This is a genomic window from Anabaena azotica FACHB-119 (assembly GCF_014697625.1).
GTDB classification, from domain to species: domain Bacteria; phylum Cyanobacteriota; class Cyanobacteriia; order Cyanobacteriales; family Nostocaceae; genus Trichormus; species Trichormus azoticus_A.
In genome coordinates, this window is sequence record NZ_JACJSG010000038.1 from 11,985 (window position 1) to 24,639 (window position 12,655).

Annotated in this window: 9 protein-coding genes; 3 read left to right on the top strand and 6 right to left on the bottom strand. The window is 41.5% G+C overall.

The features are described from left to right. Positions 1-108: 108 nt before the first annotated feature. On the bottom strand, positions 109-2,568 hold the full coding sequence (locus H6G83_RS23950; RefSeq protein WP_313936880.1) for a carboxypeptidase-like regulatory domain-containing protein: 2,460 nt from the start codon (positions 2,566-2,568) through the stop codon (positions 109-111). Between the two features lie 789 nt (positions 2,569-3,357). On the opposite strand from H6G83_RS23950, the gene H6G83_RS23955 reads away from it, so the two are divergent. The 3 genes from H6G83_RS23955 to H6G83_RS23965 all read left to right on the top strand — a co-directional run bounded on the left by H6G83_RS23955 (position 3,358) and on the right by H6G83_RS23965 (position 5,767). Then, the gene (locus H6G83_RS23955) at positions 3,358-3,894 is read left to right on the top strand and encodes a hypothetical protein (protein WP_190476542.1); all 537 of its coding nucleotides are present in this window, start codon (positions 3,358-3,360) and stop codon (positions 3,892-3,894) included. Positions 3,895-4,196: 302 nt separating this feature from the next. Next, positions 4,197-5,015 (top strand): fimbrial biogenesis chaperone, encoded by an 819-nt coding sequence (locus tag H6G83_RS23960; RefSeq protein ID WP_190476544.1) that lies wholly within the window; start codon positions 4,197-4,199, stop codon positions 5,013-5,015. A gap of 347 nt (positions 5,016-5,362) precedes the next feature. Next, a complete protein-coding gene (locus tag H6G83_RS23965) occupies positions 5,363-5,767 on the top strand; it encodes an ExbD/TolR family protein (protein WP_190476546.1) in 405 nt (134 codons plus the stop codon). 67 nt (positions 5,768-5,834) lie between these two features. On the opposite strand, the gene H6G83_RS23970 is transcribed toward H6G83_RS23965, so the two are convergent. From H6G83_RS23970 to mrdA, 5 genes are all read right to left on the bottom strand, one after another. Further along, positions 5,835-6,356 carry a hypothetical protein gene (locus tag H6G83_RS23970; protein ID WP_190476548.1) on the bottom strand — a complete coding sequence of 174 codons (522 nt, stop codon included), beginning with the start codon at positions 6,354-6,356 and terminating at the stop codon, positions 5,835-5,837. Positions 6,357-6,603: 247 nt separating this feature from the next. Continuing rightward, positions 6,604-8,172: a bifunctional aminoglycoside phosphotransferase/ATP-binding protein gene (locus H6G83_RS23975; RefSeq protein WP_190476550.1), complete on the bottom strand. Its 1,569-nt coding sequence runs from the start codon at positions 8,170-8,172 to the stop codon at positions 6,604-6,606. A gap of 145 nt (positions 8,173-8,317) precedes the next feature. Then, on the bottom strand, positions 8,318-8,617 hold the full coding sequence (gene rplY / locus H6G83_RS23980; protein WP_190476552.1) for a 50S ribosomal protein L25: 300 nt from the start codon (positions 8,615-8,617) through the stop codon (positions 8,318-8,320). Positions 8,618-8,779: 162 nt separating this feature from the next. Continuing rightward, positions 8,780-10,123 (bottom strand): adenylosuccinate synthase, encoded by a 1,344-nt coding sequence (locus H6G83_RS23985; RefSeq protein WP_190476554.1) that lies wholly within the window; start codon positions 10,121-10,123, stop codon positions 8,780-8,782. 596 nt (positions 10,124-10,719) lie between these two features. Continuing rightward, positions 10,720-12,531 (bottom strand): penicillin-binding protein 2, encoded by a 1,812-nt coding sequence (gene mrdA / locus H6G83_RS23990; RefSeq protein ID WP_190476556.1) that lies wholly within the window; start codon positions 12,529-12,531, stop codon positions 10,720-10,722. Between the last annotated feature and the right edge of the window lie 124 nt (positions 12,532-12,655).

Sequence of the window (12,655 nt, forward strand, 5' to 3'; positions counted from 1 at the left end):
CGCGGGTTTGCATTGAGCCAAAGTTATCCAATTGTAAAAAGCTGATGAATATCATAGTCAATTCCATTGACTATTCCCTGTCCCCTGTTCCCTGTCGCCAGTCCCCAGTTAAAGCTTGATATTCATCTCTTGAAACGCTTCTGAGGATTCCTCTAGTTTGAGACTACCTGTTGACTGACTATTAACTTGCAGGTCATACTCACCCTGTTGCAACCCTTCTAAATAATATACGCCTGCACTATTGGTAACAGAAAAGCTACGTTTTCCTGTACTTGCTTGTATAGCTTCTACCCTCGCTCCAGCAATGGGATTACCTTTGGCATTTGTAACTACTCCTGAGCGAGTATAGGAGCGAACTAGAGGTATCATTACAGAGGTATAACTACCAGCAACTACATTGACAGCCAAGGCATCTGTTGTGGCTTGCCAATCGAGAGGATATCCTGCGGGATCTATATCTATACGATAAGTTCCTGGGTTGAGACGTAAATTGATGCGATCGCTCTCAATCTGCGATCGGAACCTAGTAAGCTGTTGATTATTGACTAACAGCAACAAGTTAGCATTCTCAGTGTAAACAGATTCTCCAGAATCGAGCTTACCATTTTGATTCTTATCAAAAAATGGTTTGATCATTAAACCGCCTTGAGTGCGGAAATCTTGAGAGCGTCTATCCCCAGCACTCAAACCCCCCTGTAAACCCAAGCTAGACACAAGTTCTAAACTAAAAGAACTATCATCGCTAGTTAAAGATATACCTTGATAGCGCCCCCGTAACATCATACCCGGTAACACCGTCGTTCCTAACGTAGCAACTAAGCCACTACCCTGAGTGCCAATTCCATAACCGAGCTTCGCTTCCCACAGATAATTACCATCATTTGCCTTTTGTTGGGAACGGTACAGCCATGCCAAAGTCAGCAACTTATCATTAAAATTTTGACTGCGGCTTTCATAATTCAACAATAAAGAGTGACCAGAGGAATAAACACTATTCTCTGACAGGTTATAAGTTAATTCTGATAAAGTACCAATTTCATTACCTTGTAAATTCAGTGCTATCTTACCCAAACTCTGCGACAAAAACCAACGTAAATTATTGTCTGTATCCCAACTCGCACGAGCAAAGATATAAAAATTCCTTTGACTATAATTAAATTGGACACCACCGTAGCTTGCAGTACGACTGTCCAAAGCCGCGAACAAACCGATATTACTTGATACACGCCAGTCAGCGTTGAAACGGCTAGAAAGTCTGTCACTAGTTAATGAGGCACTGAAGTTAGGTGAAGGGTTATAACGAATATTTGCATTCATATTTAATTCATTACCACCCTGGACAGAAACCGCTACTTGCAAAGGAAAATTATTAGGTTGCCAAAATACTTCAGATAACCCTTTGAAAGATTGATCATAAATGCCACCAACACCAACTGTGAGATTTTCTGATAAACCCCAACGTCCAGAGATACCGCCGCTAAAATCAGAAAAATTTCCGAAAAAGCTTTGATTATTAGAATTACGCCGTAATCCTCCAGAAATCATCCAGGCTGAAGTACCTGCTGGAATTTGTCCTACCATGCTTGAAAATGTTGCTTCTCGAATTTCTGGCGGTGCGGTTAGTCTTCCTTGAGGATAGAGGAAAATACGATAGTTACCACTTAAATTTCTGTTCCCAGTCTGAATATTTTCAAAACGATAAATTCCCGAAGAATCTACCAATACTTCAGCAATTACTTTATTACCAAAACCTTTGACTAATCTTACTAATGTTCCTGGTTGAGCTTGTCCTGAAATTGTTCTGGGAATCGATGAAGCTTGTAAACGTTGACGAGGATCTGAAGCACCTGCATACAAATCATTAGGTGGTGTAAATCCTTGACGTTGGATTAAGGTAAAACCCCAATAATCTCCACTTCCTTGACTTTGCCAAAAGGTAGGTTGAGAACCGACAAAATAATCTGTCTTATCAGTTTGCTGCAAAAATTGAGCTTCATTGATATTCCATGTTTGTAAACTTGGGAAATTTGGTTGGCTTGTACGAATAAACCAAGAACCCCCAAAAGCTGTACCCACAGCTTGAAAATCCCCAGTATATCTTGATGAAAATCTGCTAGAACCTGTAGCACTTACCCTTTGTTCAACTGCTGCAACGTTAAATTTATCTGGTCTGATCACTGATAAACCTTGCACCGTAACTGGTCTATCGTTATCATCAAATTGATTAGAATTAACCGAACTCAACCAGGGAACATTTAAAACAATTACGTACTGATTAATATCAAATTCTGCTTTTACTCCAAACAACCTTTGTAAATCTTGAATTGAAAATACTAACCCTAACTCTGGGTCATTCTGCAATTCTTGAGGATTGATACGGGTGACAACTCCAGCAGAACGCATTTCTAATTGACCATCATTTAAGGTGGTGACATTTAACTTTAATGCTTGGATTACAGCATTGTAGGGAATTAACCAATTTTCTAAACTAATGGCTTGTGTTCCGTCTTCACTTCCTCGTACTAGTACAGCAGGATTAATATTACGATTGCCAAGGTTCAATCCCACAGTAAATAAATTCAACTTAGTATTTACTAAATCTGATTGTTTGTCAGAGCTTTTAGAAAAAAAAATTGAGGCTTAATATTATTTTGTACTGATTTAGGTTTTGTTTGAAAATTTAAATTAACCGAAAACTGAGCTAATGCTTTTATAGGTTGTGTTAAGAAAAACGTAAGTATAAAAATTAATACATAGGTATTTATTCTCACCATTTTAATATAGAAAATCCTGATTTTTTATTACTAAATAATATTTAAATAGTATAGGCTATATTAGAATTAATTGGATTAAGATTGTCGTCTTTACATAGATTTTGAAACAAAGAAATCCAATTTTAATTTATTAGAAATAATATAAATGATATAACAATTAAATAATGATAAATAGATTTTTGGTCGTTAAAAAATACTCGTTAAATATATAACTAATCTAGTTAATGAATAAAGACATCAGTAAAAATACCAATATTTAAGACAAAGGTATTTCTCAAGTTGCTAATTTTAAAATTTTGATTTAGTAATACTTTTAGAAACTAAAAATCTCGTATAAAATTTCAGTAATTATGCTGAGGATATGCTAATTTTTTGTGTATACAATGACTTAGAATTGATACCTAAAAATTAAATTTTAGATTTAATTTACAGCTTTTTTTACTTATCAGCATGAATTATTCTACTGAGATAGTTACTGCATTTTTCAATGATAAATCTATCTGGAAACAATTCTGCAAGATAAAGATAAAAAAGCTGCTTTGGTATCTAATGGGTAATAGTTAAAAGTAGGAGAATTTAATCAATGATTCGTCGTTTAGCTTTTGTCGCTGGATGCCTAGCCATCAGCAGTGTAATATTCACCGATAAAGTGAATGCTCAACTTCAAGTTGGAGGTACTGTCAATGTCAATGTTCAAACTGTAGGTACTGTAAATATAGATGTAACAGGAACCGTTGCACCTACCTGCTCGACAAGTAATATTACTGCTGGTGTTCTCAGAGTTGCAAACCCAGCTAGATTGACTACAAACTCTTCACAGGCAACAGGTGCAAGTAATGGTAGTTTTACCTTAACCTGCAATAGTGGAGCGCAACTAAGCCTTGGTATTCCTATTCCGCAAAATGATTTGTCTACCAACGTTGCTGACTATGGTGCGAAAATTGTAGGTGTAACTAGTAATTTTGCTAAAAAGGGTGGTAGTGCTGAAACAGCTACTTTGGGTTTCCCATTTCCTAACAACCGACTACTTGAGGTAGAGGTTTATGTTGACAATGGTAGTAATTCACTTCCTACTGGTACTTACACATATAGAGTACCTGTAAACATCACAGCGCTGTAGTCATTGGATGACTTAGCATGAGCTAAAGCTTGCTTTTATTTAATCGGTTAGATCAAGACTCTAAACTCTAACCGACTTATCAATTAAAAATTGACAATTGTTTCATTCAAGGTTTAAGACCTCTCCAAGAAAGGAGAAAAAAAACAAAAAATAAATCCTCTTCTCCAATCCTCTCACTTAAGCGGGAGAGGAAAAAATTCAATTGTCAATTGTTAATTGTCCATTGTTGAATTAATATATACAGACTCTTATGTACATTGACTGAAACTTCAAACTCTTGAGTTAAGTTAGCAATCAGTATTATGTTTTCTTATAGATTTTTCTTACCTCTAAGCAGTATTTTGGTATCTAGCTTCTTAATCTGGGTAAATGTTGCTAAAGCAAATATTTTAGTTTCCCCTATGATATTTGAAACCCAAGAAAACAGAGGACAGGCGCAAGGTTTAATTACTGTGACTAACCTTGATTCGCAAGCATTTCGCGCCCGTGTTTATACTTTGCCATTTACCTACAATAAAGAAACAGGGTTTCAAACTCTATCTTCTAGCCCTAATGATCTCAGTCCTTATTTACGGTTTTCTCCGCAAGAGATGCAGGTTCCAGGTTCAACTCAGCGAAATATCCGTTTTGTGGTTCGTTTCCCGCCTAGCTTACCTGATGGTGAATATCGCACCATGATTTTCACTGAGGACTTGCAAGCGACAACAGTAACCAGAAATGATGAAAAGAATAATGTAGTAGTTAATACTGATTTAGTTCCTCGTATTGGTGTGGCTGTGTATGTACGTAAAGGGAATATTTTGGCTAATATTATCCCTGATAGTACAAGATTAAATCCTCAAGGTGAAATTCAATTATTAGTGCAGAATAAGGGTAAGGCATCAGCTATTGTTGGAGGCAATTGGACAATTAAGCAAGAAAATCAGGTAGTTAAAACAGGCAAAATACGTGATACGACTGTCATTGCAGAAGGTGAGCGTTATCTTTTAGTTGATGCTCCAACTAAAGACAAAAGTGCATTATTACCAGGAAAATATGAGGTTTCTGGTGAATTGGTATGGGGCGAGAATAAGAAAAATAAAATTCCTTTTAACCTGAATTTGACAGTTCCCAGAAATTAATCAGGATTTAGGCAATTGGTATGGTGGCGTTAAGGCTTTAGTCAGGAGCGATCGCTAATTTTCTCCAACATATATAGTAGCTGACAGGGGACAGGTGAGTCCAGTCCTGTAGGCGGTGAGTGCAGCCACACATGCGGCTTTGCCGCCGAGTGGACTGCCGAACCCGGAGGGGTTTCCCGCGCCCTGGGAACTGGCGAACCCGAAGGGTGACAGGGAACAGGGCTGAAACTATCCTGTTATGTAGCTTTGTTATTAACGTAAGAGGCAGAAGGCAGGAGAAAAGGAATATTCTCCCCACACTCCCCTATCCCCTGCTATACTTTATTGCCGATGCTACCAGAGAACCTATGCGCCTACAAGATGAACCTGATATTCCTGCACAGATTAATATTGTGCCGATGATTGATGTGATTTTTGCGATACTGACATTTTTTATCATGTCAACATTATTTTTAACGCGCTCAGAAGGCTTACCAGTAAATTTACCCAAAGCGGCAACGGCTAGACAACAGCAAGTACCTACAAAAATTACTATCACAGTAGACGAACAAGGGGCAGTAAGTCTAAATCGTCAACCAATTCTCGTAGATTCTCTGGCTCAACAGTTGCGTAATTTGATGGGTAAAAACCAAGAAGCCTTAGTAATTATTAATGCTGATGAAAGAGTAGGACACGGTAAAGTGGTGGCAGTGATGGATCAGGTGCGTCAGGTACAGGGTGCAAAATTAGCGATCGCTACTCAAAAACAATAAACATAATTCGTCATGTGTGGGCGCACTGCTGTGCGCCCCTACTACCCGCCTCATACACAAAAACAATTCACTCACCGTTATTATTCCGATTATTGCCGAAAAATGGAAAACTTAAATTCCTGGGAGTGCGACGATAACGCCGGATTGGTTTTCTTGTTTGTCGCCTGGTAATTTTGTCACTAGGCTCTTCGCTGTTATCCCCTTGTGCAGCATCGCTGGGTAACTGAGTTCTCGTTTCCTCTTTGCTTCTCCACCAAGCAATTATCCAGCCTCCACCAATAGCACCTATTCCGCCTAGTAAGATACTCATGGGCGTAGAATATCCCATCAATGAAAAACCAAGCAACAAAAATAACCAGTATTTTAGCCCTGCATCAATACCATCAGAAGAAGCCACTACAGGCGCTTGCGGACTATTTTTACTAGCATTAGTAAACCAACCCAAGGCAAAACCACCAAGGATTCCCAGAAAAATACTTAGAGATACTGGCGAACCTGTCGTTATTAAAATAAATATTAAAAATGCTCCGAATATGAGTTGAGAAACAAATTCGGGAGTGAAGTTAAATAGGTTGTTGTTGTTAGCCATAGATGAACTAAGGGGATAGGGGTGTAGGGGTGTAAGGGGAGCCACTGCGTTGGACGGGTTTCCCGGCTTAAAGCAAGTGGCGTTGTAGGGGTAAAGATTTTGTCCTACACTTTCTCCCCATATATTCTTGGTAAGTTACCAATTACCAATTACCTGTTCTAGCACTTGGGGTAGGGTGCGTCAGATGTGGAAAATCCTTGAATCTGTACGAAATTATTGTGGCTGACGCACCCTACAGTTAGTTTGATTATGACACTTGCGTCAGTCCAAACCAATTACCTATTACCTGTTCCAGTTGTGTCTGTGGTGGTTGAGTTGTATCCCAAGTTATCACGTAGGATAGTTCTACATCAGTAAAGGGTTCAGTTTGCTTGACTTGAGCAGTTAATAAATCAACTGTAGCATCAGCAATATCGCCAGTACGTTTCCTGAGCCGTTCTTCTACAACATCTAAGGGTGCGGTGCAGTAGACTATTTGCAGGGGAAGCTCATGTTGTTTAGCTTGGGCGATCGCTTCCTCTCGTAAATTTTGCTGATCATATTTAGCATCCAAAATTACTGTGTTACCTTGTTTAGCTAGTATAAGCCCCAAGTTTAATAATCGCGCATAGGTCTTTTGGGTCATTTCTGGGGTATACAAATCATCACCACCACGTTCTAATAAAGAAATTCCCCCCAAGTGTTTACGAACTGCATCTGAGCGAATATGAATTGCATTAAATTGACGGGCTAAATATTTTGCAGTCGTACTCTTCCCAGAACCAGATAACCCCGACATTAAAATCAGCCTTCCTTGTTTGGGTTTAGTGTATTCCCAAGCCAGTTTGTAATATACCGAGGCTGTTTTACTCGCTTCCTCCTTCACCGTCGCGGGAACACTGGGATCATCCAGCAAAAACGAAGTCACCTTCGCCCTAACATAAGATTGACGAATTAAGTAAATGGGTAAAATTTCTAACCCTTCCCAGTCGCCAGTCTGTTCTAGATATGTATTCAAATACGCATTACTCAAGTCTGGGCGTTGCTGTGCTTCCAAATCCATCACAGCATAGGCGACATCGAACATGGTATCCACAAACCGGAAAGGCTCGTTAAATTCAATACAATCAAACAGAAGAATTTCATCTCCCCATAGGCAGATATTTCTCAGGTGCAAATCTCCATGACATTCCCGAATATAGTTATTTTGCATTCGGCGCTGGAATAATTCTTGCTTCTCTGCAAAAAAACGCTCGGTGTACGCTTTGGTTTCGTCAAATTGCAACTGCGTCTGGGGGCCACCAATATATTTCTCAGTTTGCTCATGATTTTCATCAAAAGCAGCTCTAACTTGAGGTACTTCGCCAAAACTGCGAATGTAATCATTAGTCTCAGTTTTAGCATGGTATTGAGCCACTACCTTGCCTAACTCTTCTAGGTGTGACTCGGTTAGTTTACCCTGGGCAAAAAGTTCGCTAAATAAACCCTCTTGGGGAAACTGGCGCATTTTCACCACATACTCGACAACTTCACCTGTTCCCCCTAAAATGTATTGCTCGCCTGACAAAGTGATGGGTAACACTTCTAAATACAGTTCACCTGCACCTCGTTGATTTAAGCGCAGTTCTTCATGACAAAAATGTTTGCGCTTTTCTAAGGTGGAAAAATCCAAAAAGCCAAAATTCACAGGCTTTTTCAGTTTATAGGCATATTTGCCTGTGATAAGGACATAGGAAACGTGAGTCTGGATTAATTGAATGGGTTCTGTTACTTCATGGGGATAAAATCCGGGTTGTAACATCTGCTGGATGAAAGCTGGAAGATTCGTTTGTGTCATGGGTATTTTAAGTTCGTAGTAGGGACTTTAGTCCCGGTTTTTTCGTTTGCTGTTTTGTAGAGGACTAAAGTCCTGACTACAAGCAGCAAAAAACCAGGGTTTAACCCCTGGTTCATCAGCAATTATCACAAATTTTGTACTTGCTTTAACCTTTGGCTGTGGCACAAAAGCTAATGTGATATGGTGTACCCTTAGCTGGATGCACTTGAACTTCTTGCAGAACTGTTTTACCAGTCCATTGCAGTTCGGGAATGCTCAGTTCAATTTCTGTTTTTTTCACAGCAGCAGCTTTGAGCAATCTTTCAACTACTTTGGCATCAACTACCAAAGAAATTGATTCTCTACCGTTGTGTCCGTACAAGTTAGCGGGGATAAGTCCAGCGCGGCGCAAAGCATTTGGTTTGCTGCCTTCTGGACGTTTTTTGGTTTCGACTGTCAGAGGCATAGTTTAATCAGTTATCAGTTATCAGTTATCAGTTGTGAGGCAGTGCGTTGGGCGGGTTTCCCGACTTAAAGCAACTGCCGAACCCGTAGGGTCATTAGTCATTAGTCATTAGTCATTAGTCACAAAACTCTGGACTGTGGACTATGAACTATGGACTTTTGACTAGGCACTTAGCAGGGTCGCTGGTGTGCCGTCTGGGTGCAGCAAGGCACGTTTTGGCCCGTGAATTGGGTCTTCAACGATGATGGTTTGATCGCGGCTTGCGCCTAATGAGACGATCGCAATCGGGACTTCCATCAATTCTGCTAGGAATTTGAGATAGTCTAGTGCTTGCTGGGGCAAGTCTTCCAGGGTGCGGCAGTGGCTTGTTGGCACTTGCCATCCAGGGAGGGTTTTGTAGATGGGACGACATCTAGCAAATTGACGCGCACTGGTGGGAAAATGATCGCAGCGATCGCCGTCGATTTCATAAGCTACACAAACTTTAATTTCCTCTAATTCATCGAGGACATCGAGTTTTGTGATTGCCATACAGTCCATGCCGTTGATTCGCACGGCATAGCGACCGATAACTGCATCAAACCAGCCACAGCGCCGCTTACGTCCGGTGGTAGTGCCAAATTCCGCCCCGCGATCGCACAGTAGTTCACCTATTTCCCCATCTAATTCTGTGGGGAATGGCCCTTCGCCGACTCGCGTTGTGTAGGCTTTGGACACACCAATCACCCGATCTATCATTGTCGGGCCTAATCCTGTTCCTACGCAAGCCCCCCCGGCTACTGGGTTGGAAGAGGTAACATAAGGATAAGTCCCATGATCCAAGTCTAGGAGCGTACCTTGTGCGCCTTCAAATAATATGTTGCGCCTTCGTTGAATTGCATCGTATATTTTTAACGATGTATCCACAACATGAGGACGTAACCGTTCCGCATACCCCAAATATTCTTTGATTACCTCTTCAGGATCTAGGGGCGGCAGATTATACAGCTTTTCTAAAATGACATTCTTATAATTGATTGTCCATTCTAACTGCTCGCGTAGCGCTGCCGAATCCATCAAGTCTAAAACCCTAATCCCTGTACGCTCAGATTTATCCGCGTAGGTAGGGCCAATCCCTCGACCAGTGGTTCCAATTTTATGGCTGCCGCGCCGCTCTTCTGATGCCTTGTCAATTAGCCGATGATATGGCATTGTGACATGAGCTGTTTCAGAAATGAGCAGATTTTTAGTAGAAATATTTAAACTTTCTAATTGGTCGAGTTCTTTTATTAAAACTTGTGGATCGATGACTGTACCACAGCCGATCATACATTCCGTATCGGGGTATAGAATTCCAGAAGGAATCAAGTGCAGCTTAAAGGTCTGACCTTTGACTACAATTGTGTGTCCAGCGTTGACACCCCCTTGGTAGCGTACTACCACATCTGCGGAGCGGCTGAGTAAGTCAGTTATTTTACCTTTTCCTTCATCGCCCCATTGAGCGCCTATGACAATGACGTTAGCCAAGTGTTTATTTTATTGAGGTAAAGTTTCCACAAAGAACCATTATCAACATAATTAGCGACGAATGTCAAGAGGTAGTTGACAGGGGACAGGGGACAGGGGACAGGGGATAGTCATGTACTTCATTTAGGTGAAAAGTGCTATTCAGTTCAACGTGAGTTCGACAAGCCTTGTTTTGACCTCTCCCCCAACCCCTCTCCTACGAGGAGAGGGGAGTAAGAGGTTGAACAGGGTGTAGGGTGTAGGGGGTAGGGGGTAGTGAAGACGGCATTGGAAGAGGATTCTGACGAATTCCAATGCAATCACCCTCAAAGGGTGGGGCTTCTGACCCACTGGTTGTTGGGGCTGTCTCGATCCTGCAACCCCACACCCTACACCCCGCCCCAACGGGGCTTGGTGATTTTTTCGTTTCTCCTCCCTCTCCTTGTAGGAGAGGGAGGTTGGGAGGGAGAGGTTCATCGAACTCACGTTTCATTTAGGTGAAAAGTGCTATTCAGTTCAAACAAAGGGTCAAGCTGTTTGTTTTATCTCTGTCACCTGTCACCTGTCCCCTATCCCCTGTCACCTTTCACCTGTCACCTGTCACCTGTTCCCTCCTATTATTTGGCTGGTTTTTGATACTTACCGGGATATTTGCGTTGGAAGTAGTCTTCCATCACTTGTAGGATCATCGGCGCAGCCACGCTACCACCACCGCCACCAGAATGTTCGGCAAAGGCAACAATGAGAATTTCTGGTTTATCAGCAGGCGCATAAGCACCGAACCAAGCATGATTTTGTTTTACTCCACGCTTCCAGGCTTCGGCTGTGCCGCTTTTCCCGGCGACTGGGGGAATTGTTGGCTGATTTAATACTTTGCCTGTACCGTCAGAAACTACTTTACGTAAACCTTCACGTAAAAGTTTGATGGTTGTTGGCTTCATCTTTACAGGTTCTCGCCAGTTTTTGGCTTCTTCATTATCTTTAAGTAAATGTGGTTGGACACGGTAGCCGCCATTGGCGGGTACGGCAAACATGACAGCAACTTGTAAAGGCGTAGTTAATAAAGCACCTTGACCAATCGACATATTAATGGTGTCGCCTATAGTCCAGGGCATTTTCCAGGCTTTCTGTTTCCATTTCTCATCGGGTACTAAACCTCTAGATTCTTCAGAGACAAATTCAAAACCTGTTCTTTGACCAAAACCATATTTGCGCGTCCATTCGATTAAGGTGGGGCCGCCGACTCCCCTACCAATTTGATAGAAGAATGTATCACTACTCCACTGCATCGCCCCAACAAAACCCAACGGGCCGAAGCCTGCGTGATTCCATTCACCAAAGCGAGTTCCACCAATAGTTAAGGAACCGTAGGTTGGCAATATTGTGTTGGGGGCAAATTTTCCTGATTCTAACCCAGCCGTCTTAGTGACAATTTTGAAGGTGCTGGCGGGAGGAAATGCACTTAAAGCCCGATTAACTAGGGGATGGTCTTCACCTTGTACAGATTCCCAGTCTTTTTGGCTGAGTTTTTGCTTAGAGAAAATATTGGGGTCGAAGGTGGGGTGCGACACCATCGCCAAGACAGCACCATTTTTCGGGTCAATGGCAATGATCGTACCATTGCGATCGCCTAAAGCTTTTTCCGCCGCCTTCTGCATATCCAAATCTATAGTTAAGTGTATATCATTACCCGCTTTGGCTTGCTTCTCCCCTAACACACGTAATGGTCTACCAGCCCCATCCACTTCTACTTGTTGACCGCCCCATTCACCCCGCAATAATTTCTCATAGGCTTTTTCCACACCCATTTGACCAATCACATCACCCAAACGATAACCCTCAGCTTTCCTAGCTTTTAATTGTTCAGCCGTCAGTTCTCGTGTATAACCCAACACATGAGCTAATTCTTTACCGTGAGGATAATAGCGAACAGCTTCTGTATGTATTTCTACATCTGTCAGTTCATTTTGATATTCTTTGATCGCTGTAATTTGGGCTTCATCAAGATTACGGGCAATACGAATAAGTGAAGAAGAGTTAGCACCAGCCTCTGCTAATTTTTGTTCAATATCTGCTTGAGGAATGTCTAAAATTGCCGCCAATCTCGGCCCGACAACTGACCAGGAGGGTTTGGTATGCGCCATCGGCCAAAGGTAGACAGAACGAGGATACCTTGTGCTAGCCAACAGCTTACCGTGGCGGTCAAAAATATTTCCTCTTTCTGGTTGTTTAGGAATTACGCGCACCCGATTTGATTCGGCTTTTTGCTTGAACTTGGAACCTTCGATAATTTGCAAGTACACTAACCGCGCACTGATGCCAGCAGTCATCAACAGGGTAAATATAATTAAAAATACTGACTGAAAACCCTTGCCTACAGTCCGAGTATCCTTTTTGCCTAGAAACGGAGAGGGTTGCAATATAGTCATACAAGTAAATGATTTATTTAAATAATAAGAATTGTATGCAATTTATTCTCCTATATTGCCATGTAGATATTCAGAGTAATACCACCTAAGAGCAGCCAGGGGTGATAAACAATTTCTGATGGAT

What these genes read in the sequence shown, in the direction of transcription:
- H6G83_RS23955 (WP_190476542.1), top strand. Translation starts at nt 3,358, where the DNA reads ATGATTCGTCGTTTAGCTTTTGTCGCTGGATGCCTAGCCATCAGCAGT.
- H6G83_RS23960 (WP_190476544.1), top strand. Translation starts at nt 4,197, where the DNA reads ATGTTTTCTTATAGATTTTTCTTACCTCTAAGCAGTATTTTGGTATCT.
- H6G83_RS23965 (WP_190476546.1), top strand. Translation starts at nt 5,363, where the DNA reads ATGCGCCTACAAGATGAACCTGATATTCCTGCACAGATTAATATTGTG.
- H6G83_RS23970 (WP_190476548.1), bottom strand. Translation starts at nt 6,356, where the DNA reads ATGGCTAACAACAACAACCTATTTAACTTCACTCCCGAATTTGTTTCT.
- H6G83_RS23975 (WP_190476550.1), bottom strand. Translation starts at nt 8,172, where the DNA reads ATGACACAAACGAATCTTCCAGCTTTCATCCAGCAGATGTTACAACCC.
- rplY (WP_190476552.1), bottom strand. Translation starts at nt 8,617, where the DNA reads ATGCCTCTGACAGTCGAAACCAAAAAACGTCCAGAAGGCAGCAAACCA.
- mrdA (WP_190476556.1), bottom strand. Translation starts at nt 12,531, where the DNA reads ATGACTATATTGCAACCCTCTCCGTTTCTAGGCAAAAAGGATACTCGG.